The organism is Actinokineospora auranticolor (genome assembly GCF_002934265.1).
Taxonomy (GTDB): domain Bacteria; phylum Actinomycetota; class Actinomycetes; order Mycobacteriales; family Pseudonocardiaceae; genus Actinokineospora; species Actinokineospora auranticolor.
This window is the reverse complement of the sequence record NZ_PTIX01000011.1, coordinates 243,549-264,235: the sequence shown is the minus strand read 5'-3', so window position 1 is coordinate 264,235 and position 20,687 is coordinate 243,549. Positions and strand designations below refer to the sequence as shown.

Annotated in this window: 20 protein-coding genes and 1 pseudogene; 14 read left to right on the top strand and 7 right to left on the bottom strand. The window is 69.3% G+C overall.

The window, feature by feature from the left end:
- Window positions 1–906: 906 nt before the first annotated feature.
- The 4 genes from CLV40_RS21330 to CLV40_RS21315 form a co-directional block, all read right to left on the bottom strand.
- Window positions 907–2,040, bottom strand: coding sequence for a hypothetical protein (locus CLV40_RS21330; protein WP_104480743.1), 1,134 nt, complete (start codon window positions 2,038–2,040; stop codon window positions 907–909).
- Window positions 2,041–2,115: 75 nt separating this feature from the next.
- A complete protein-coding gene (locus CLV40_RS21325; protein WP_104480720.1) occupies window positions 2,116–3,291 on the bottom strand; it encodes a zinc-dependent alcohol dehydrogenase in 1,176 nt (391 codons plus the stop codon).
- On the bottom strand, window positions 3,288–3,830 hold the full coding sequence (locus CLV40_RS39725) for an SRPBCC family protein (RefSeq protein WP_104480719.1): 543 nt from the start codon (window positions 3,828–3,830) through the stop codon (window positions 3,288–3,290). Before CLV40_RS39725 ends, CLV40_RS21325 begins: the two co-directional genes overlap by 4 nt.
- Before the next feature lie 525 nt (window positions 3,831–4,355).
- Window positions 4,356–4,541: a hypothetical protein gene (locus tag CLV40_RS21315; protein ID WP_146108156.1), complete on the bottom strand. Its 186-nt coding sequence runs from the start codon at window positions 4,539–4,541 to the stop codon at window positions 4,356–4,358.
- 316 nt (window positions 4,542–4,857) lie between these two features.
- Here CLV40_RS21315 and CLV40_RS21310 point away from each other — a divergent pair, with 316 nt between their 5' ends.
- From CLV40_RS21310 to CLV40_RS21245, 14 genes and pseudogenes are all read left to right on the top strand, one after another.
- Entirely contained in the window at window positions 4,858–5,310 is a 453-nt protein-coding gene (locus tag CLV40_RS21310) for an Hsp20/alpha crystallin family protein (RefSeq protein WP_104480717.1), read from the top strand.
- A 10-nt stretch (window positions 5,311–5,320) separates the two neighbouring features.
- Window positions 5,321–5,827, top strand: a complete 507-nt coding sequence (locus tag CLV40_RS21305) for a YflT domain-containing protein (RefSeq protein ID WP_104480716.1) — start codon at window positions 5,321–5,323, stop codon at window positions 5,825–5,827.
- Entirely contained in the window at window positions 5,827–7,683 is a 1,857-nt protein-coding gene (dnaK, locus tag CLV40_RS21300; protein ID WP_104480715.1) for a molecular chaperone DnaK, read from the top strand. Before CLV40_RS21305 ends, dnaK begins: the two co-directional genes overlap by 1 nt.
- Window positions 7,684–7,741: 58 nt before the next feature.
- Window positions 7,742–8,191 carry a nucleotide exchange factor GrpE gene (locus CLV40_RS21295; protein WP_342752290.1) on the top strand — a complete coding sequence of 150 codons (450 nt, stop codon included), beginning with the start codon at window positions 7,742–7,744 and terminating at the stop codon, window positions 8,189–8,191.
- Between the two features lie 6 nt (window positions 8,192–8,197).
- Complete coding sequence (locus tag CLV40_RS21290) at window positions 8,198–9,103, top strand: DnaJ C-terminal domain-containing protein (RefSeq protein WP_104480714.1); 906 nt, start codon at window positions 8,198–8,200, stop codon at window positions 9,101–9,103.
- A complete protein-coding gene (locus tag CLV40_RS21285) occupies window positions 9,103–9,399 on the top strand; it encodes a chaperone modulator CbpM (protein ID WP_104480713.1) in 297 nt (98 codons plus the stop codon). The genes CLV40_RS21290 and CLV40_RS21285 overlap by 1 nt, the downstream gene beginning before the upstream one ends.
- The gene (clpB, locus tag CLV40_RS21280; RefSeq protein WP_104480712.1) at window positions 9,390–12,020 is read left to right on the top strand and encodes an ATP-dependent chaperone ClpB; all 2,631 of its coding nucleotides are present in this window, start codon (window positions 9,390–9,392) and stop codon (window positions 12,018–12,020) included. The genes CLV40_RS21285 and clpB overlap by 10 nt, the downstream gene beginning before the upstream one ends.
- Window positions 12,017–12,214, top strand: a complete 198-nt coding sequence (locus tag CLV40_RS21275; RefSeq protein ID WP_104480711.1) for a YbbN family protein — start codon at window positions 12,017–12,019, stop codon at window positions 12,212–12,214. The genes clpB and CLV40_RS21275 overlap by 4 nt, the downstream gene beginning before the upstream one ends.
- The gene (locus CLV40_RS21270) at window positions 12,211–12,639 is read left to right on the top strand and encodes a hypothetical protein (RefSeq protein WP_104480710.1); all 429 of its coding nucleotides are present in this window, start codon (window positions 12,211–12,213) and stop codon (window positions 12,637–12,639) included. The genes CLV40_RS21275 and CLV40_RS21270 overlap by 4 nt, the downstream gene beginning before the upstream one ends.
- Window positions 12,636–12,899, top strand: coding sequence for a UBP-type zinc finger domain-containing protein (locus tag CLV40_RS21265; protein ID WP_104480709.1), 264 nt, complete (start codon window positions 12,636–12,638; stop codon window positions 12,897–12,899). Before CLV40_RS21270 ends, CLV40_RS21265 begins: the two co-directional genes overlap by 4 nt.
- The gene (locus tag CLV40_RS21260) at window positions 12,896–14,575 is read left to right on the top strand and encodes an FAD-dependent oxidoreductase (protein ID WP_104480708.1); all 1,680 of its coding nucleotides are present in this window, start codon (window positions 12,896–12,898) and stop codon (window positions 14,573–14,575) included. The genes CLV40_RS21265 and CLV40_RS21260 overlap by 4 nt, the downstream gene beginning before the upstream one ends.
- A gap of 374 nt (window positions 14,576–14,949) precedes the next feature.
- On the top strand, window positions 14,950–15,843 hold the full coding sequence (locus CLV40_RS21255) for an IS5 family transposase (protein WP_104480741.1): 894 nt from the start codon (window positions 14,950–14,952) through the stop codon (window positions 15,841–15,843).
- 486 nt (window positions 15,844–16,329) lie between these two features.
- Entirely contained in the window at window positions 16,330–17,715 is a 1,386-nt protein-coding gene (locus CLV40_RS21250; protein WP_104480707.1) for a tetratricopeptide repeat protein, read from the top strand.
- 100 nt (window positions 17,716–17,815) lie between these two features.
- Window positions 17,816–18,695: pseudogene (locus CLV40_RS21245) on the top strand (IS5 family transposase).
- A gap of 220 nt (window positions 18,696–18,915) precedes the next feature.
- On the opposite strand, the gene CLV40_RS21240 reads toward CLV40_RS21245, so the two are convergent.
- From CLV40_RS21240 to CLV40_RS21230, 3 genes are all read right to left on the bottom strand, one after another.
- Window positions 18,916–19,326, bottom strand: coding sequence for an Imm1 family immunity protein (locus CLV40_RS21240; RefSeq protein ID WP_181043637.1), 411 nt, complete (start codon window positions 19,324–19,326; stop codon window positions 18,916–18,918).
- Window positions 19,323–20,054 carry a DddA-like double-stranded DNA deaminase toxin gene (locus CLV40_RS21235; RefSeq protein WP_104480705.1) on the bottom strand — a complete coding sequence of 244 codons (732 nt, stop codon included), beginning with the start codon at window positions 20,052–20,054 and terminating at the stop codon, window positions 19,323–19,325. Before CLV40_RS21235 ends, CLV40_RS21240 begins: the two co-directional genes overlap by 4 nt.
- Before the next feature lie 78 nt (window positions 20,055–20,132).
- A complete protein-coding gene (locus CLV40_RS21230) occupies window positions 20,133–20,582 on the bottom strand; it encodes a hypothetical protein (protein WP_104480704.1) in 450 nt (149 codons plus the stop codon).
- Window positions 20,583–20,687 lie beyond the last annotated feature (105 nt).

Sequence of the window (20,687 nt, the reverse complement as noted above, 5' to 3'; positions counted from 1 at the left end):
AATCGTTTGTACGTAACCGGAAACCACCACCCCATCTGACTCGAGTGCGGTACCCGCCTTGAGCGCTTCACTCCTCGGCGGGAAATCCGATGGCGTGCAACCCTTCCCTTCTCCTCTGATTCTTGCCTTGTTCACCGGACTCTTGACTCGCCTGCACTTGCTCGGTCGGCGAAGGGCCTCATCCGTGTTCGAACGCCCCTCACCGACCAACTGCGATCACCACCCGGAACCCCTTCCACGGCTCGGCTCCGACGTGCCTGATCGCTCGTGCCTTGCGACCGTCGACCTCCGGGTGGCGCGAACTGCCTTCCTCCCGGAACCGCGTGTCGACTACTCCTGGCCTTCGGACCGCCCGCGTGGTACCCGGCGACCTCGGCCAGCAGCTCGAACTGCGACCTACCCGTGGGCAGTTCATCATCTCCCACGCCTATAGGACGTTTTCTCCTCTGTGACTGGACCATCATATGCACAGCCGCAGGGGATTGTCTACTCCAGCGGAGACAGTTTTTCTCGTACGCCGGGTCTGGGTGCTCCTACCTGCGACGATGTCGCAGGTAGGAGCACGGCCTTCCGGGCGGGTTGGCCAAGGTCAAGGCGCGATCCGGCGTTGACCTCGATCCCGATCGTCCTACTGGCCACCTGTGTGGCTGTGCTGGTCGGGAACTCGGTCGCCGGGCTGACCTGCTGTTGTGTGATGTTCGTCGATCGGTGATCTGTGGCTGTTCGACTGCTGCTCAAGGCCCCGGCTTGGCCGCCACCCTGGCGGCCGTCACCGCCGCCCCGAAACGCGGGTCTCGAAGGGGCGTCCCGGGGTGGGAGGTCGACCGCGGTGATACCGCGATCGGTCGGGTGTCCGCCGGGCGACGACGAGCACGTCGGCATCCGTCGTGACCGGGTGGGCAGCCATCAGCTGTCCGGGCTCCGGTCCTCGGACCTGCGGCGTCCCGACCGGCGCTGGTTGCGCTTCTGGCGTTCCCGTTCGCGACGGCTGTAGGTCGCGTTGCGGACCTTCTCCTCGTCCTCCAGGCTCGACCCGAGGGCGCCTGCGACGATGCCGACCGAGCTGCACAGCCACACCAGGTTCAGGTACGACCCCACGCCGACCGGGTGTCCCAGCGTTTGAGCGAGGTAGTCGCTGTCGATCAGGACGGCTGAGGCGAGCAAGGCGAGCACGAACAGGATCGCGTACATGCACGCCACCCCGATCGCCAGTGTGGTTGCCGTGGAGACGTTGTACAGCAGCGCTTTGCGCCGATCCGCCACTTCGGTGGGCCGGTCCCAGAGGTGGTTGTACACGGTCAGCCACACCGTCATGACCACGATGGTGACCACGGTGATCGCGGCCAGTCGCAGGGGTGGCAGGGAGTCCGCGAGCTTCCAGAACGAGCTGGTGATGATGCCGTAGGCGGCGGTTCCGGCCGCGGCCGCGGTGGCGCCTGCGAGATGGGGGACGAGGCGCCACGGGCGGTTGTCCCGGATCATCCCGGCCAGCAGCCGCAGCCTGCCGCGCAGCCCGACCAGAGCGACGTGTGTCGTCGGCGAGTCGCGGTCGTCGGGCAGCCGCTGCGTGGGGGCCAGCGCCTCGCGAACCCGTGCCGCCGCCCCCTGCTGGTCGTGCTCCCAGTCCGTCCCGGGCTGCCGCGACACCAGTTGCCGCACGACGCGGATCAGCAGCGCCCGCGTCCGGCGCCGCACCAGGACGGCACCGAGCGCGGGCATGGAGATCACCGCGACACCGTGCTCGACGTCGACGCCCGCGACGACGGGGCTCGTTCCCGCGCGGTGGGGCAGATCGGTGACCAGGACCAGCAGGTCCCAGCCCCGGTCCTGCCGGTACCGCTCCGACAAGGCGCGCATCGGGATGTCGCCGTCCTCGTCCAGCGGCAGCTGGTCGATCTCGTGCTCCACCCGCCACCGCGTCTGCCCGCTCACCCGGTCGGCGAAGACACCGGGGAGCTCGTCGGCGATCGTCGTGATCACCCGCGCCGGCAGCCCCGCGTCGGCCAGCACGCCGACGGCCACCTGGTGTGGTTCGTTCATGTGGTTCACCTCGCTCCTCGGCGCCTGTCGGTGTCCGTGGGCACCCGGCCCGGCTACGTCGCGTGCGGTCGCCGGTCAGGGTTTGAGGACGACCTTCTCGCAGTCCTCCTCCTTGTTCTTGAAGATCTCGAAGCCGCGGTCCGCCTCGTCGAGGGGCAGGGTGTGGGTGATGATCCGGGTCGGATCGATCTCTCCACGTTCGATGCGTGCCAGCAGCGGTTTCATGTAGCGCTGGACATGGCACTGCCCGGTCCGCAGGGTCAGCGACCGGTTCATCCACGCACCGGCGGGGAACTTGTCCAGGAGACCGCCGTAGACACCGATCACCGAGACCACCCCGCCGCTGCGGCAGGATGTGATCGCCTGGCGCAGCGCGTGCGGGCGGTCGGTCTCCGACCGCACAGCCTGCTTGAGCCGGTCGTAGGCGGCGATGTGCGCGCTTCCGTGGGTGGCCTCCATGCCCACCGCGTCGATGCACTTGTCCGGGCCTCGCCCGCCGGTCAGTTCCAGCAGTGCGGACCGGACGTCGACCTCCTCGAAGTTCACCGGCGTGTGGCCCGCCTGCTCGGCCATCCGCAGCCGGTAGGGCTCCTTGTCGATGGCGATGACCCGCGCGGCGCCGAGCACGCGGGCGCTGTCCATGGCGAACTGGCCGACCGGGCCCGCCCCCCAGACCGCCACCACGTCGGTGGGCTGGATGTCGCACATCTCGGCGCCCATGTAGCCGGTGGGCAGGATGTCGGACAGGAACAGCACCTGCTCATCGGTCAGGTCGGACTCGATCCTCAAGGGGTTCACGTCGGCGAACGGCACCCGTGCGTACTGCGCCTGCCCGCCCGCGTAGCCCCCGGTCAGGTGCGAGTAGCCGAAGATCCCGGCGACCGGGTGACCGAACATCTTCTCCGCGATGCCCGCGTTGGGATTGGTGTTCTCGCAGCAGGAGTACAGCTCGGCGGCGCACGCGGCGCACGCGCCGCAGGCGATGGGGAACGGCACGACGACGCGGTCCCCGACGCTCAGCCGGTCCCGCGCGACGCCGGGGCCGACCTCGATCACCTCGCCCATGAACTCGTGGCCCAGGACGTCGCCGTCCTGCATGGTCGGCACGTACCCGTCGACCAGGTGCAGGTCCGACCCGCAGATCGCCGTCGAGGTGATCCGCACGATGGCGTCGCGGCTGTTCAGGATCCGCGGGTCCGGCACGTCGCGGACCTCGACCTTGTTGCGGCCCGCCCAGGTGTTCGCCCTCACGCTTCCGCTCCCTTCTCGACCTCGGCGTCCGACAGCGGCTGCGCGGGGCGCTGCGGGAACTCCTCTCGTGCCCGCTTGCCCCACGGGGCTCCGTCGGACCGGACCACCTCGCCGGTCTCCAGCACCTGCTTGAGCCTGCGCAGGTCGTCGTCGAGCAGCTGGTGCGGTTCCTCGCCGAAGTACTTGGCGACCGCCTTGCCCACCGCGCCGCCGGGGAGGTCGTACACCAACGCGACGTGCACCTCGGTGCTGACACCGTCGGGGGCGGGCACGAACCGCACGGTGCCGGAGTTCGGCACGGCCGCTTCCCCGGTCGACCGCCACTGGATCTTCTCGGTAGGCGTCTCGTCGACGATCTCCGCGTCCCACTCGAGGTCCTTGCCGAACGGTGCGCTGGCCGACCAGTGGCTCGTCGTCGCGCCGGTGGTGCGGACCTGGTCGAGGTGTGCCATGAAGGTCGGCAGGTTCTCCAGATCGCGCCAGAACGCGTACACCTCCGGTGCGGGTTTGCGTATGGTCGTCGTCGCTGTCAGGTCCATCGGTTCTCCCTTCGCGCGTGCCCCGCGCCGCTTGCGCGGAGCTGGTCCGTTCCGCTCGGGTGGCAGGCACGTCCAGTGCTGCGGCGGCGCCGGTGACCTCCGCCAGCCGCGAACCCGCGGCGGTCACCGCAGTGGGCGATTGCCGGTTCCAGCGCGGTCGCGCCCATCGCGTTGCCCACAATCCCGTCCGCCTGCTCGTCAGGAACTCGACCGCGTGGATCGGCTCCCGCGCTGACTGAGACCACCGGCACCGCTGCTCACGACCGCACCGGGTCAGCCACGCCGTTGATCCGGCGCACCGGCCCCGGCCCCACCGGCTGTGTCACGTCCGGACCGGTACTCATCTGGTCCCGCTGCCGGTCCCGGCGCCGCATCTCTTCCTGTCGTGCTCGCCCTGCCGCACGGCTCGCCGAGTAGGCCTACCCGGTGACAGCCCGGATAACCATGGGGTCGACACAGCGCGACGACGATCCGCTGCCCGCGGCCGTGGCGGACACGGGAGGTCGTGCCGGTGGGATGCCCTTGTCACGTGCAGGCACCCGTGCCTGTCGTCGTCGCGCCCGACCTGCGGCAGGCCGCGCTGTTCGTCGCGGAATTGTCATCGGCACCACGGCCGTCGAACATCGTCATCGAGACGACGCACAGGCCGTGGAAGTTGCCCAGCCGCTCCCGCCACGAGGTGTCCGGTCTGGCTAGATCGTCCTGAGCCATGCTCGCTTCCCTGGCCGTGCCCATCAGCGGCTACGGACGTCGCGTCTGGTCCACCAGGATCACCACCAACACCGCGAACCCCGCTCCGTCCGGCCTTCTGGCCTGCTGGGCCGGTTGATCGCGCGGATTTCACCCTCGTAGGAGCACGCGACACCGCCGCAGCCCGTGCCAGCGTGGAGCGCAGCCGGGACCGCCGGCCTCGGCTCGTCGGAGAACCAAAGACGACGCACCGCAGGGAAATCCGTGCCATGAGTCGCCATCAAGCCGGTGAGTCTTCGGCGCGACCGGGAAGTCTGGACCGAAGTGAGGCGTAACAATGACTTTGATGCGATTTGACCCGTTCCGCGATCTGGATCGGTTGGCGGAGCAGGCCTTCGGCGGCAGCCGTGTACCGCACGCGATGCCGATGGAGGCGTTCCGCCACGGCGACGAGTTCGTCATCGCGCTGGACCTGCCGGGGGTGGACCCCGCCGAGGTCGGCGTCACCGTGGAGCGCAACGTGATCACCGTGCGGGCCAGCCGCCGCCCGCTGCGCGGCGACGGCGACGACCTGGTCGTCGACGAACGGCCGCGGGGCGAGTTCAGCAGGCAGCTGTTCCTCGGCGACAACCTGGACAGCGGAGCGCTGTCCGCCGACTTCGACCGAGGGGTGCTCACGATCACCATCCCGGTCGCCGAGGCGAGCAAGCCGCGCAAGGTCGAGATCGGCACCCAGACGGAACAGAACCGGAGGATCGAGACCGGTTCCCGTGAACCGACACACGCCTAGGAGGCACGTGATGACCGCGCAGCAAGGCGCCACCGCGCCCATGTCGCCACAGACAGGGGACAACCACCGTCGGCAGATCGCGACCTACGCGAACTACAGCGATGCCGAGCGCGCGGTGGACTACCTGTCGGACAACGGTTTCCCGGTACAACGGGTCGCGATAGTCGGGTCCGACGTGCAACTGGTCGAGCAGGTCGTCGGTCGGTTGAACTACGGCGGCGCCGCGTTGCGCGGAGCCGGTTCCGGGGCGTTCACCGGTCTGCTGATCGGCTGGCTGTTCGGCCTGTTCAACTGGTTCACGCCGGTGCTGGCTTCCCTCACGCTCGCGCTCTACGGCCTCGTCTTCGGCGCGATCCTCGGGGCGGTCTTCGGTTTGGTCGTGCACGCGTCGCAGCGCGGCCGTCGCGACTTCGCCTCGATCCGCGTGATGCGGCCGAGCCGGTACGAACTGCACGTCGACGCCGAGGTGGCCGACCGGGCCAAGGACATGCTGGCCAAGATGGACGGGGGCTGGTGATGGCCAAGGCTGTCGGCATCGACCTCGGCACGACCAACTCGGTGATCGCCGTCTGGGAGGGTGGTGAGCCCACGGTCATCGCCAACACCGAAGGCGCCCGCACCACCCCGTCGGTGGTCGCGTTCACCGAGTCGGGTGAGCGGCTGGTCGGTCAACTGGCCCGCCGCCAGGCGATCCTCAACCCGAAGGGCACGATCAACTCCGCGAAGCGCTTCATCGGCCGCAAGTTCGACGAGGTCGGCGACGAGGCCAAGGCTGTCGGCTTCGACGTGGTCGAGGGCGACGGCGGCGTCGTGCGGTTCAAGGTCCGCGACAAGCTGCACGCGCCGGAGGAGATCAGCGCGCAGGTGTTGCGCAAGCTCGCCGACGACGCGGGCAAGTTCCTCGGCGAGCGGGTGACCGAGGCCGTGATCACGGTGCCCGCCTACTTCAACGACGCCCAGCGCCAGGCGACCAAGGACGCGGGCAAGATCGCGGGTCTCGACGTGCTGCGGATCATCAACGAGCCCACCGCCGCCGCGCTGGCCTACGGGCTGGACTCGAAGGGCCACGAGACGGTCCTGGTGTTCGACCTCGGTGGCGGCACGTTCGACGTGAGCCTGCTCGACGTCGGCGACGGCGTGGTCGAGGTCCGGTCGACCGCGGGTGACACCCATCTCGGCGGCGACGACTTCGACCGCCGCATCGTCGACCACCTGGCCGAGAAGTTCCAGCAGGAGAACGGCATCGACCTGCGGTCGGACCCGCAGGCGTTGCAGCGGCTGTTCGAGGCCGCCGAGAAGGCCAAGGTCGAACTCAGCTCGGTCAGCCAGACCAGCGTCAGCCTGCCGTTCATCACCGCTGACAAGGACGGCCCCAAGCACCTGACGACCACGCTGACGCGGTCGGTGTTCGAGCAGATCACCGCCGACCTCGTCGAGCGCTGCCTCGGCCCGGTCAAGCAGGCGATGGCCGACGCGAAGGTGACCGCGAACGACATCGACGAGGTCATCCTGGTCGGCGGGTCCACCCGGATCCCGGCCGTGCAGGGCCTGGTCCGCAGGCTGACCGGCGGCAAGGACCCGAACATGGGCGTCAACCCGGACGAGGTCGTGGCGCTCGGCGCCGCCGTCCAGGCCGGTGTGCTCACCGGTGACGTGAAGGACGTGTTGCTGCTCGACGTCACGCCCCTGTCGCTTGGCGTGGAGACCCGCGGCGGCGTGATGACGAAGATCATCGAGCGGAACACGACGATCCCGGCCCGGCGCACGGAGGTCTTCTCCACGGCCGAGGACAACCAGCCTGCCGTGGACGTCGTGGTGCTGCAGGGCGAACGGGAGCGTGCCGCCGACAACCGGGTGCTCGGCCGGTTCCAGCTCACCGACATCCGTCCTGCGCCGCGCGGCGAACCGCAGGTCGAGGTCACCTTCGACGTCGACGCCAATGGAATCGTCAACGTGACCGCCAAGGACAAGGACACCGGCGCCGAGCAGGGCATCACGATCAGCGAGAGCTCCAACCTCGACAAGGACGAGATCGACCGCATGGTCAGCGAGGCCGACCGCAACCAGGCCGACGACCAGCGGCTGCGCGACGAGGTGGACGCACGCAACATGCTGGACACGGTCGCCTACCAGGTTGGCCGCGCCATCACCGCGGACACGCCCGCACACGAGAAGGCCCGCGCGGAGATGCTGGTCGACCAAGCCCGCGAGGCCGTGAAGTCCGAGGCACCGCTGGCGCAGGTCCGGTCGCTGACCTCGGAACTGCAACAGGTGCACGCGTCCCTCAGCGCTGTCCGCGATGGCGGCGAAGAGCACCCGCCCTCGCAGGGTGGCGCGGACGACGTGGTCGACGCCGATTTCGACCGTGCGTGAGGACTCGGTGATGGCCACCCCAGGTAAGGCGGCGGACGCAGGCGCAGACTCCCAGGAGGTGCCAGCTCCGACGGTAGAGGATCGGGTCGCCGAGCTCGACGACCGGTGGCGGCGGGCCGTGGCCGACCTCGACAACCTGCGCAAGCGCCACGCTGTCGAACTCGCCCGGGTCCGGGAGGCCGAACGCGCGCGGGTGGCCGCCGCCTGGCTGCCCGTGCTCGACAACCTCGAACTGGCTCTCGCGCACGCCGACGCCGACCCGGACACGGTCGTGCGAGGTGTGCTGGCGATCCGCGACCAGGCTGTGCAGGTGCTCGCCGCGCTCGGCTACCCGCGCGACGACGAGACCGGCGTGCCGTTCGACCCGAAGCGGCACGAGGTCGTCGCTGTCGTCGACGACGCGGGGACCGGGCCGAACACCGTGGTACGCGTGGTGCGGCCGGGCTACGGAGCCGACGGGCACGAGCTTCGGCCGACGGCAGTGGCCGTCAGCGGGTCCCGGGAGTGACGGCCGGTGGCAGACCGAACGCCCCATGGCGACTTCTACGGCGCACTCGGCGTCCCCCGGACCGCGAGCACCGACGAGATACAGCGGGCGTACCGGAAGCTGGCCCGCCAGTACCACCCGGACGTCAACTCCGATCCCGGCGCCGAGGAGCGTTTCAAGGAGGTCGGCGCGGCCTACCAGGTGCTGTCCGACCCGGACCAGCGCCGCAGGTACGACCGGTTCGGGGCGGACTTCCGGCACGTGCCGGACGACGTCGACGAACGTGCCCACGCCGACGGCCGCACCCGCTACACCTCGGCGGGCCGGGGGGTCGGCGGCTTCGAGGACATCGAGGACCTGTTCAGCGGCTTGTTCCGGGGTAGGGGCGGCGGAGCGTCGATCCCCGGCGCCGACCAGCAGGCCGAGCTGGAGCTCACCGTCGAGGAGGCCTACCGCGGCGGGCACAAGCACCTGACGTTGCGCGGGTCGGGGCAGCGCGACTACGACGTGACGATCCCGCCCGGCGTCATGGACGGCCAGCGCATCCGCCTCGCCGGGCAGGGCGGCACGGGATCCGGCAACGCGGCGGCCGGGGACCTGTACCTCATCGTCCGCGTCAAGCCGCATCGGCGCTATCGGCTGTCCGGCCGGGACCTCCACATCGACCTTCCGGTGTCGCCGTGGGAGGCCGCGCTCGGCGCGACCGTTCCCGTCGACACACCGGGTGGCGAGGTGAAGGTTCGGGTCGCGCCCGGCGCGTCCAGCGGCCGCCGCCTTCGGTTGCGCGGCGAGGGAATGCCTGATCCACGGGGGAAACCGGGCGATCTGTACGCCGAGGTGCGGGTCATGGTGCCGAAGAGGCTCCGCAAGCGGGAACGCGAGCTGTTCGAGGAGTTGGCGGCGGTGTCCGAGTTCGATCCGAGGGGGACGTGATGGCGAAGTACCAGCTGGTGCGTCCCGTGCTGCTCAGCGTCGACGAGGTGGCCGCGCGCAGTGGACTGCATCCCGACCTGGTCCGCAGGTTCGCCGCGATGAGCCTGGTGGACAGCACGACAGACGTGATCGGACGGCTGCGGTTCACGCCGAAGGCGGTGCCCGCGCTGGCTCGCGTCCAGCGGCTGCGCACCGGGCTCGCCCTCAACTACGCGGCGATCGGGCTCGTGCTCGACCTGCTGGACCGCATCGAGGTTCTCGAAGCCCAAGTCAGGAGCCACCGGCGATGGACATGAGCAAGCTGACCCAGCGGACACAGGAAGCGCTGCGGCAGGCCCAGAGCGAGGCCGCTCGGCTTGGCCACCCCGAGACCGACGGCGAGCACCTGCTGCTGGCGCTGCTCGACCAGCCCGATGGCCTGGTGCCCCGGCTGCTCGACCAGGCAGGCGTGGACCTCGCCGGGTTGCGCGCCGCGGTCGAGGCGGAACTCGGCCGTCGGCCCACGGTGACCGGGCCGGGTGCGACGCCCGGCCAGGTGTACCTGACGCAGCGCCTCGCTGGCCTGCTGGCCGCGGCCGAGCGGGCGGCGACCCGGCTCAAGGACTCCTACGTCTCCGTGGAACACCTGGTGCTCGCGTTGCTCGACGAGGGGACCACGAGCGCGGCGGGCAGGTGGCTAGCCGAGTTCGGCGTGACGCGGGAGTCGTTCCTGACCGTGTTGACCAAGATCCGCGGCAACCAGCGGGTCACCTCCGCCACGCCGGAGGGCGCCTACGAGGCCCTGGACAAGTACGGCCGGGACCTGGTCGCCGACGCGCGCGCGGGCGAGCTCGACCCGGTGATCGGCCGGGACACCGAGATCCGCCGCGTCGTGCAGATCCTATCCCGGAAGTCGAAGAACAACCCGGTGCTGATCGGCGATCCCGGCGTCGGCAAGACCGCGATCGTCGAGGGGCTCGCCCAGCGCATCGTGCGCGGCGACGTGCCGGAGGGGCTGCGCGACAAGACGATCTTCTCCCTCGACATGGGCGCGCTGGTCGCCGGGGCGAAGTACCGCGGCGAGTTCGAGGAGCGGCTCAAGGCCGTGCTCGCCGAGGTCAGGGCAGCCGAGGGCGGCATCCTGCTGTTCGTCGACGAGGTGCACACCGTCGTGGGCGCAGGCGCCGCCGAGGGCGCGGTGGACGCGGGCAACATGCTCAAACCGATGCTCGCCCGCGGTGAGCTGCACATGATCGGCGCCACCACGCTCGACGAGTACCGCAGGCACATCGAGACCGACGCCGCCCTCGAGCGGCGGTTGCAGCCGGTCGTGGTGAACGAGCCGACACTGGAGGACACCGTCTCGATCCTGCGCGGCCTGCGCGAGCGGTTCGAGGTGTTCCACGGCGTCAAGATCCAGGACGGCGCGCTGGTCGCCGCCGCGGCGCTGTCGCACCGCTACATCACCGACCGGTTCCTCCCGGACAAGGCCATCGACCTGGTCGACGAGGCCTGCGCGCGGCTGCGGACCGAGATCGACTCCATGCCCGCCGAACTCGACGAGCTCACCCGGCGGGTCACCCGGCTGGAGATCGAGGAGGCCGCGCTGTCCAAGGAGACCGACGCGGCGAGCGAGGCGAGACTGGCCGATCTCCGTCGGGAACTCGCCGACCTGCGGGCCGAGGCCGACGCCAAGACGGCGCAGTGGGAGGCCGAGCGGCGGGCGATCCGCCGCGTGCAGGACCTCCGCTCGGAGCTGGAACGGCTGCGCCACGAGGCGGAGGTGGCCGAGCGCGACTACGACCTCAACCGCGCCGCCGAACTGCGCTACGGCCGGATCCGCGAACTCGAACGGCGGCTGGCCGCTGAGGAGGGGCAACTCGCGTCGAAGCAGGGCAAGGCGCGGCTGCTGCGAGAGGTCGTCACCGAGGACGAGATCGCCGAGATCGTCGCGGCCTGGACCGGCGTCCCCGTCGTCCGGCTGAAGGAGGGCGAACGGGCGAAACTGCTGCGGCTCGACGACATCCTGCGCCAACGCGTCGTCGGCCAGGAAGAGGCGGTGCGGCTCGTCGCCGACGCGATCATCCGCGCCCGCTCGGGCATCCGCGATCCGCGCAAGCCGATCGGGTCGTTCATCTTCCTCGGCCCGACCGGAGTCGGGAAGACCGAACTCGCCAAGACGCTGGCCGCCGCGCTGTTCGACAGCGAGGACAACCTGGTCCGGCTGGACATGAGCGAGTACCAGGAACGGCACACAGTCAGCAGGATGCTCGGCGCGCCGCCCGGATACGTCGGCTACGACGAGGGTGGCCAGCTCACCGAGGCGGTGCGGCGCAAGCCCTACTCGGTCGTGTTGTTCGACGAGGTCGAGAAGGCGCACCCGGACGTGTTCAACACCCTCCTGCAGGTGCTCGATGACGGCCGCGTCACCGACGCGCGTGGCCACACCGTCGACTTCCGCAACACGGTGATCATCATGACCTCCAACATCGGCTCGCGGGTGCTGCTGGACGGCGTCACCTCGCACGGCGAGATCGAACCGGACGCCCGCGACGCGGTACTGGCCGAGCTGCGGCACCACTTCCGGCCCGAGTTCCTCAACCGCGTCGACGACATCGTGCTGTTCACCCCGCTGGCGCTGCCGCAGATCGAACGCATCGTCGACCTGCTGTTCGACCAGGTGCGCGACCGGCTCGCCGAGCAGCGCGTCACCGTCGAACTGACCGACACCGCCAGGAAGTCCATCGCCCGCCGCGGCTTCGACCCCGTCTACGGCGCCCGGCCGCTGCACCGGTACATCTCGCACGAGGTCGAGACGCGCATCGGCCGCGCGTTGCTGCGCGGCGAACTCACCGACGGTCTGGTGATCACCGTCGACGCCGTGGACGACGACCTGACTGTCACCTACACCACCGGAGAGAGCAGAGCTGCGGCATGACAACCAGCACTGTCGTCTGCGACCACTGTGGACACACGAACCGGCTGCCAGCGGCCGCGCCAGCGCTGTTGGTGCCGCGTGGCGGCGAGGTCCTCGCGCGGCAGGCGGGTGCCGCACCCGTCACTGTGCTGCGCGGCCTGCTCGACCGGACGCTCACGTCGTCGCAGGATTTCACCAAGGAGGTCAGAACATGAACGGGAAACCAGTGCGGCGGTTGCCGCTGCGGCTCACCGCGGGCGCGATCATGCTCGATTCCGGGTTCGGCGAGGTCGACGCGGACAGGTCGGTCGCCGAGCAAGTGCACGGCTTCGGGGCCGATGCGTATCCCGTGCTCGGTGAGTTGCGACCGGAGCTGTTCGGCAAAGCCCTGTCGGCGGCCGGGATCGCGACCGGGGTCGCGCTGCCGGTGCCGGTCGTGCCCGCGGCCCACACCGACACCGGCCTGACGGCGTTCACCGCCGGGTTGATCGGCATGTACCTCAACGCACCCGGCATGCGCAGGCTCGGCAGTTTCCGACCGACCGGACAGGGAACCGTACCCGGCCAGGACGTCTGGCTGCTCGATAGCGGCCTGTCGCTGACGTTCGACCGGCAGGCCTGGAAGGGCGGCACGCGATGACGGCCATCGTCGACCGGCACCTCGCGCTCGTACGGGACGTCGTGCCGCAGACCCCGCAGGGCTGTGCGGAGTGCCTGATCGCAGACACGCCGTGGCTGCACCTGAGGCTCTGCCTGACCTGCGGCCACGTCGGCTGCTGCGACTCGTCGCCGATGAAACACGCGAGCAGGCACGCGCACGCCGCGGGCCACCCGATCGTGCGATCGTTCGAGCCGGGGGAGACCTGGCGCTGGTGCTACGTCGACCAGGCCTTCGTATGACCGCGCAGGCAGGTCCGCGACTGGTCGAGACCCCTGATCCGTACGGCGCGTTCCCGCGCCTGACCGACGAGCAGGTCGACACGCTCGCCGTCGTCGGTGAGCGCCGTCGGACCGGCTCGGGCGACGTGCTGTACGCCCAGGGCGAGCCCGCGTCGGAGTTCTTCGTGGTCCTCGAGGGCACAGTCGCCGTCGTCGAGGGCTTCGGCGACGAGCAGGAGATCGTCCGCGTGCACGGGCCGCGTCGGTTCCTCGGCGAACTCGGCCTGCTCGAGGGACAACCGGCATTCGTCGGCGCGGTCCTCGCCGAGGACGGTGAGGTGCTCGCAGTGTCGGTGGCCGCGCTGCGCCGACTGGTGCTCGGTGACCCCGCACTCGGCGAGCAGATCCTGCGCGCCTACCTGATCCGGCGCTCGCTGCTGATCGGCGGCGGCAGCGGATTCCGCGTCGTCGGCTCCTGCTACTCGCCGGACACCAGGCGGCTGCTGGAGTTCGCGGCGCGCAACCGGCTGCCGCACCGGCTGGTGGACCTGGAGAAGGACACGCAGGCCGAGGTGTTGCTGCGCCGGTTCGGTGTGGACATCGGCGACACCCCGGTCGTGGTGCTGCGCGGAACGGACGTCCTGCGCAACCCGAGCAACGCCGAGTTGGCCCGGCGAATGGGCCTGCGACGAGCGGATGCGCAGCGTGGAGTCGTCGACCTGCTGGTCGTCGGCGCCGGTCCCGCGGGCTTGGCCGCGGTCGTCTACGGCGCGTCCGACGGCCTGTCGGTGTCCTCAGTGGAGGCGTTGGCGGCCGGTGGGCAGGCCGCGACGACGTCACTGATCGAGAACTACCTCGGCTTCCCCAGCGGGATCTCCGGGGCGGAGCTGGCCGAACGGTCGTTGATCCAGGCCGACAAGTTCGGCGTCCGCGTCGCGGTTCCCGCCTGCGCGCGGACGCTGCGACCGCGTGACGGCGACTACGTGGTCGGATTCGACGACGGTGTGGAGATCGCCGCCCGCGCGGTGGTGATCGCCACCGGCGCCCACTACCGCAGGCTCGAGGTGCCCGGGATCGCGGAGTTCGAGGGCACCAGCGTCCACTACGCTGCGACCCTGCACGAAGCCAGGACCTGCGGGTCGTCACCGGTCGGTGTGGTGGGTGGCGGCAACTCCGCGGGCCAGGCAGCGGTGTTCCTCGCGCAGGACTCGCCGCGGGTCTACCTCCTGGTCCGCGGCGGCGACCTCACCCGGAACATGTCGCGCTATCTCGTCGACCAGGTCGAACGACACCCGAGGGTGACCGTGCTGACCCACAACGAAGTCCGCGGCGTCGTGGGTAACGCGATGCTCGAAGCGCTGGTCGTGGAGAACAACCGCACCGGTGAACGTCGAGAGCTCGACGTCCGGGCGCTGTTCGTCTTCATCGGGGCCTCCCCGCACACCGCTTGGCTTTCCGGTCTGGTGGCGCTCGACGAGGACGGCTTCGTGCTGACCGGCGCGGACGCCGACGGCAGCCGCGCCGACGACGGGTGGCAGCACGTGTCCCGGCGTCCGCTGGTGCTGGAAACGAGCAGACCGGGCGTGTTCGCGGTGGGCGACGTGCGCCGGGGCTCAGTCAAACGAGTCGCATCGGCCGTCGGCGAAGGCGCGATGGCCGTCCGGCTCGTGCACGAACACCTCTTCGCGGGGATCTGATGCCGATCATGGGCGTAACCAGGTGCTGCCCATCGGTACCCGGAGAACTACCTGTTCGTCCTCGGTCCTCAGCACCACGGGATGACCGCCCCGCACTCACCCAGCGCCGTCGTCACCTTCGTCATCAACGGCAACCTGCCCGTGCCCAGCAGTTGGTCCCGCCGCAGAACCCGACCACCGACAAACACCCGCTCCCCTGTCAGAGCGGGCGTCGGGCCCGGTGCTGGGCGAGGATCTTGCTTCACCACGGCGCGGCACTCTGTCGCCGAACGACGCCGCGCCGTCCACAGGGCACCCATACGCCGCCGCTTCACTCGATGCCATTCACGGGCGTCTCAGAACGTGTTTGAGATCTTGATCGGCGTGGCTGCTTGATCTTGTGGGTGTGGTCCACCAGGGTGGCCCTCGTGGCGCGTGAGCAGCGGTATCCGTCGGATCTGTCCGATGCCGAGTGGGTGGTGGTGGAGCCGTTGCTGCCGGCGCCGTCGGCGCATCCTCGGGGTGGTCGGCCGGAGAAGCATCCTCGTCGGGAGATCGTGGACGCGATCCTGTATGTAGTGCGTACGGGCTGCGCGTGGCGGCAGCTGCCTGCGGATTTTCCGCCGTGGGAGACGGTGTACTGGTACTTCACTCGCTGGAAGCAGCGGAAGTTGACCTTCCGGATGGTCGACGCCCTGCGCGCGATGGTCCGGGAGCAGGCGGGTCGTGACCCGGAGCCGAGCGCCGGGCTCATGGACTCGCAGTCGGTGAAGGGCTCCGACACCGTCGGTGTCGACACCCGGGGTTACGACGCGGGCAAGAAGGTCAACGGGCGTAAGCGGTTCATCGTGACCGACACTCTTGGCCTGCTGCTGGTGGCGCTGGTGCTGCCCGCCGGTGTGCAGGACCGCGACGGCGGCAAGAAACTCGTACTGGAACTGCGTCACCGCCAGATCATGGGCAAGGCGACTCGTCGTGTCCGGTACCTGTTCGCCGACGCCGGGTTCGCCGGCGCCTTCGTCGACTGGGCCCGCACGCTGCGGACCACGATCGAGATCGTCCGCAAACCCCCGGACCGGACAGGCTTCGCGGTCATTCCCAGAAGGTGGGCGGTCGAACGCACCTTCGCCTGGCTCACCGCACACCGACGCCTGGCCCGTGACCACGAACGCCACCCCGCCACCTCCGAGGCCATCATCCGCTGGGCCGCCATCACCACCATGACCCGACGCATCGCCCGCGGACACGCCGCGACCCGACTCGGACCACGCCCACTCACCACCACCTGAAGATCTCAAACACGCTCTGAGGCGGCCGGTTTGCAGGGGTGTCAACTCCACGTGCCCTGCCGAGGTGAGCAGGGTGATGGTGTGGCCGTCGTATTCCACGCTGAGGGTCCCCCGTGCGGCGGGGAACACGCGCGCGGACAGGCCACCGAGGCAATCGAGAGCGGCCCGGCGAAGGTCCTCCCGCACTCGACCGCACTGCCCCGGACTCAACAACGCCAGCCCGATCGATGCACCGGTGACGGCGACCCGAGCGTCACCGGTGAGCTCCACGACGACCTTGGCCCGACGGCCCCGGCCGTCCCTGCACCGGATCGTCGTTGCCCGGCCGCGACCGCGGCACCCCCGCCCACGTACGTTCATGTTCGCTCCCACGTTCCGGGGCCGCGAGCCCTCGCCGTCGCTCGGATGTAGTCAACCGATCACGTCGCGCGGGCGGTACGGTGTCGGTGGCGGCGATCGGTATACCGGGTATAGAGGCGAACGCTCATGACCACAGGACGACGTTCACGCACACCCAATACACGGCTGCGCGACGTGGTCGCCGAGGCCGACCTGACCTATCAGGCACTCGCCGCGGCCGTGCGCGAGGTCGCCGCTGAATGCGGTGTTTGTCTACGCACCAACAAGTCCAATGTCGAGCATTGGCTCTCCGGCGCCATCCCTCGGACCGAGACAGTCCGCTTCCTCGCTGCGGCCTTGTCTCGCAGGTTGGGCAGGGTGGTGACTGCGGCCGATCTCGGGTTGGGCGCCGAGGAGGAACCCGACGGACTGCTCGGTGCCGTGCTCACCTCCGATCCGCTGGACACGTTGCACCTGATGTGGAGCCAGGAGGTCGGACGCCGCCGCTTTCTGCTCGGCTCGGCCTATTCGATCGCCTCCGCCGCGCTTCCACTGTCCCGCCTGCACGACGCGGCGGCCCGTACCCGCGCGGCCGCGCGCACCGGCCACACCGTCGGCATGCCGGAAGTACTGGCCGTCAGGGACATGGTGGCCGCGCTGACCGAGCTGGACGAACGCCATGGCGGAGACCACGGCCGCACCGCCCTCGTCGCCTATCTTCGCGACGAGGTCGCTTCGCTGTGCCGTGGCCGGTTCCACAGCGACGCAGTGCGCCGGGAGATGCTGTCCGCCGCCAGTCGTGGCGTGCACCTGCTCGGCTGGAAGCACTACGACACCGGCCAACACGGCCTCGCGCAACGCTACTTCCTCCAGTCCTACGCCTTGGCATGCGAATCGGAGGTGACCGGGCACGACGGGTTCGTCATGCGCACCATGGCCATGCAGGGACTGCGGCTGCACCGCCCGGAGCACTGCCTCGGGCTGGCCGAAACCGGCCTCAACCGGGCCAAAGGCATGGTGGACCCGCACATCGAGGCCCTGTTTCGCGTCGTGCACGCCCACACCCTGGCCAAGGTCGGGCTCGGCCCCGCCGCCCGCGCCGAACTCGACCATTCCCGCCGCCTGATCGACACCGCTCCCGCCGGCGAGCTGCCGTTCTGGGCACTGACCTGGGGCCCGCCCCGCGCCTCGGTACATTCCCGCGCAGCCCGGGTCTACGAGACCCTGGGCGAACACGCTGCCGCCGCGGAGCAGTACACCCGCTCGGCCACCGCGCGCCCTACCGACACCTACGCCCGCATCGCCGCGCTCGACCTCGACTCCGCCGCGCGCATGCACTTTCGGCGCGGCGGCCACGAACAGGCCTGCACGACCTGGATGCGCGCTCTGGACCACATGAGCGGGGTCAGCTCGGTCCGCACCCGCAAGGCCCTCAAACGGATACGGGGGGACATCGCCGGTCTGCGCGCCCGCGGAATGCGACTCGCTCTCGACCTCGACACCCGCGCCCGCGACCTGATCGCGGCAACCTGACACGAGCGGGCGCACGGCGGTTCGATTCGGCCTGCTGGTGGACCCCCGACTAGGGAGCGTCCTCAAAGTGTGTGTGGGTGACCTGGTTTGATCTTGTGTCGTGGTGCGTAGGCATGAGCTGACTGATGAGCAGTGGCGGGTCATTGAGCCCTTGTTGCCGGCATCGGGTGCGAAGGGGCGTCCGCGGGTGGATGACCGTCGGGTGATCAACGGGATGCTCTTCAAGTGCAAGATCGGGATTGCCTGGCGGGATCTGCCGGAGCGGTACGGGCCGTGGAAGACGGTCTACAACCGGTTCTGGCGCTGGTCCCGCAACGGCACCCTCACCGTGTTGGTGCGGAGGGTGCGGGTGATCGCTGAGGCGATCGACGAGCTCGACCGGGAGGTGTCAGTCGATTCCTCGATCGTGCGCGCGCATCAGCATGCGGCGGGCGCTCGCCGGCCTCGACCGCACACAGGGGGTGAGCGGGTCCCGGTTCGGGCAGGGCGAACCAGATGATCATGCTATCGGTCGGTCGCGTGGCGGGCCCACCACCAAGATCCATCTCGCGTGCGACGGGCGTGGTCGGCCGTTGTCGGTGGTCTTGACCGGCGGGAACGTCAACGACTGCACCCGGTTCGTCGAGGTCATGGCGGGTGTTCGGTTCGAGCGACCCGGACCCGGCAGGCCGGCCACGCGTCCAGACCGGGTGCTCGCGGACAAGGGCTATTCCAGTAAAGCGATCCGCACCTATCTGCGCAGCCGTCACATCCGGGCGACCATCCCTGAACGCCGCGACCAGCGCGCCAACCGCGCTGGTCGCGGCGCGAAGGGCGGTCGCCCACCCGCCTTCGACCGCGTCGCCTACCGCCGCCGCAACGTGGTCGAACGCTGCTTCCAACGCCTCAAACAGTTCCGGGCGATCGTCACCCGCTACGACAAGACAGCCCTGTCCTACCAAGCCATGATCGACCTGGCCACCCTCACCCTCTGGCTTTGAGGACGCTCCCTAGCGGCGGGCCCCGGTAGTAGGCGTCGCGCAGCACGACGACCTCATCGGCGAGCTCCGGATCCGTTCCTCCACGTTCACGGCGTGGACGCTACCGTTGGTCACCGACACCGTCGGAGCGCGGCGATCCACCTGGCCGATGACAGGTTCCTCAAGCCGCCAACGTCGGCCTGCCCATGAGGTCGACACCGACTACCGAGAATGAAGTTGCCTATTCGCTGTGGAGTTCTTTCCAGGCGATGGAAGTGGGCCGTTCTCCGGTGGAGAGAAACTCCTGCGCGGCCTGCACCACGCGGGTGAACGAGATTTCACAAGAGGCGGGGACGGGGCGCTCGTGGCTCATGTAGTCGTAGCTCAACAATTCCTCGCTGGCATCAGGGTCGCCTTGACTGAACCACAAGCCGGGCCAATTGCCGCCGGTGAAGTTGAGGGTGCCCCTGTCGTCGTTCACACCGACCCCGAACTCGACCGCGTCCGAGCCTTCGATGTACCACTGCATGAACAAGGGCAGATTGAACTCCCGCGAATCGGCCTGGGCGCGGGCGAGGAGCGCGGCGACGTCCGCGGGGGTTCGGAGCATGACCGGTTCGTCCTCGTCGAAGAACGCTCGCACGATGGTCATTTCTGCGCCTTTCCGTGGTACACCTTGTGGAATCCGTTCGCTCCGTGGACGGTCATAGTGTATCCGGCGGGAAGAATGCGCGGTATGAGGGTGTCGCATCCAAGGTCTCCGACGCATGGCACGTTGTTGATCGCCAGTACGATATGACGGATTCGGTTGGTGCGCATGTGGACGGCTAGTTTCACTTCCACATCGGCGGTAGTGTTAGGGACTTTTTTATCTGCTTGTTGGAACCATGTGACCGCTGCGTAATATTTGTCGTCCCATCCGCTGGTCTCGGTGTGGATCTCCCCGTCCAGCCCAATCCATCGGCCGTGTGTCTTGGCGGAGCGCTGCCGCCGGGTTCGGTCCCTGGTGCGTGGAAGGTCGGGAGGCAACCCGGTACGAAGGCGCTGTCGTTGTGCGGAGTGGGACAAATGAGGGTCAGGTCCGCTGGGCGGTGGGTGACCGGTCGTGCCGAGGTGGTGGTCCGCGGTCGCGCGGAGCTGCTGCGCGGCCTTGTCCAGCGTGGTGTCGAGGTCTCGCAAACACTGCTCGGCGTGTCCGGTCACCTGGTTGATGCGGTCAGCGCGGTCGCTCTGCCCGAGAAGCCCGGCCACAGCTCGGTCGACGGAGTCCAACGCCTGGTACCAGTCCCGTAGGCGACTCTGGAGATCGGTGACCGTCGTGGCGAGGCGAGCAAGTCGCCGGGCTGCCTCGGCGATGGAGTCCTCACCAGGCGAGGTCATCGACGGCCATCATCGTGATCGCGGGCATGGGCCGGGACGTCGAGGTCGTAGTCGGCCCGCCACCACACGGTGCCAGCGCTAGTTCTTCGTGCCGGTGTCGCCCAGGTGCCTGGTGATCCATTCGTACACTCGCTCGTCGTAACCGTTCCAGCCGTCGAAGTGGAAGCTCTGCGTCCGGGCGTACTGGTCGATGTCTCGCAGTGCCTCGGCCAGGTGGTGGTCGGCGCCTGGGAACAGTTGGTGGCGTAGCACCGGGTCGGTGATCACTGCGAGGGCCGCGGGTGGGGTGCGGCGGCCCAGATAGCGGGCGAAGTTCGGGTAGTAGCTGCTAATGGAGGGGCCGTGTTGGTCGATGCTGACCAGGCTGACGTAGAAGTCGAACCGGCACAAGCTGGTGAGGACGGTGTCGTCGTCGGCGGTGACGTCGGGTTGTAGGGCCTCCGCCGCGCGGATGATGTTGTGCGCGCCTCCGAGGAAGCTGGTCCGCTGTTCGTCGGTGTCGACCAGGTTCTTGCGGCCGGCTGTCACGAGGGCGTGTCGTAACCAGTTGGCGTAGCGGGTGAATGCCTCGCCGCCAGGCCTGGCTGGCGGTTGGCCAGATGTCGCACCGCCGCCCAGGCCTGGCGGCGGACC

What these genes read in the sequence shown, in the direction of transcription:
- CLV40_RS21250 (WP_104480707.1), top strand. Translation starts at nt 16,330, where the DNA reads ATGACCACAGGACGACGTTCACGCACACCCAATACACGGCTGCGCGAC.
- CLV40_RS21315 (WP_146108156.1), bottom strand. Translation starts at nt 4,541, where the DNA reads ATGGCTCAGGACGATCTAGCCAGACCGGACACCTCGTGGCGGGAGCGG.
- CLV40_RS21240 (WP_181043637.1), bottom strand. Translation starts at nt 19,326, where the DNA reads ATGACCATCGTGCGAGCGTTCTTCGACGAGGACGAACCGGTCATGCTC.
- clpB (WP_104480712.1), top strand. Translation starts at nt 9,390, where the DNA reads ATGGACATGAGCAAGCTGACCCAGCGGACACAGGAAGCGCTGCGGCAG.
- CLV40_RS21330 (WP_104480743.1), bottom strand. Translation starts at nt 2,040, where the DNA reads ATGAACGAACCACACCAGGTGGCCGTCGGCGTGCTGGCCGACGCGGGG.
- CLV40_RS21270 (WP_104480710.1), top strand. Translation starts at nt 12,211, where the DNA reads ATGAACGGGAAACCAGTGCGGCGGTTGCCGCTGCGGCTCACCGCGGGC.
- dnaK (WP_104480715.1), top strand. Translation starts at nt 5,827, where the DNA reads ATGGCCAAGGCTGTCGGCATCGACCTCGGCACGACCAACTCGGTGATC.
- CLV40_RS21235 (WP_104480705.1), bottom strand. Translation starts at nt 20,054, where the DNA reads ATGACCTCGCCTGGTGAGGACTCCATCGCCGAGGCAGCCCGGCGACTT.
- CLV40_RS39725 (WP_104480719.1), bottom strand. Translation starts at nt 3,830, where the DNA reads ATGGACCTGACAGCGACGACGACCATACGCAAACCCGCACCGGAGGTG.
- CLV40_RS21305 (WP_104480716.1), top strand. Translation starts at nt 5,321, where the DNA reads ATGACCGCGCAGCAAGGCGCCACCGCGCCCATGTCGCCACAGACAGGG.
- CLV40_RS21260 (WP_104480708.1), top strand. Translation starts at nt 12,896, where the DNA reads ATGACCGCGCAGGCAGGTCCGCGACTGGTCGAGACCCCTGATCCGTAC.
- CLV40_RS21265 (WP_104480709.1), top strand. Translation starts at nt 12,636, where the DNA reads ATGACGGCCATCGTCGACCGGCACCTCGCGCTCGTACGGGACGTCGTG.
- CLV40_RS21275 (WP_104480711.1), top strand. Translation starts at nt 12,017, where the DNA reads ATGACAACCAGCACTGTCGTCTGCGACCACTGTGGACACACGAACCGG.
- CLV40_RS21310 (WP_104480717.1), top strand. Translation starts at nt 4,858, where the DNA reads ATGACTTTGATGCGATTTGACCCGTTCCGCGATCTGGATCGGTTGGCG.
- CLV40_RS21285 (WP_104480713.1), top strand. Translation starts at nt 9,103, where the DNA reads ATGGCGAAGTACCAGCTGGTGCGTCCCGTGCTGCTCAGCGTCGACGAG.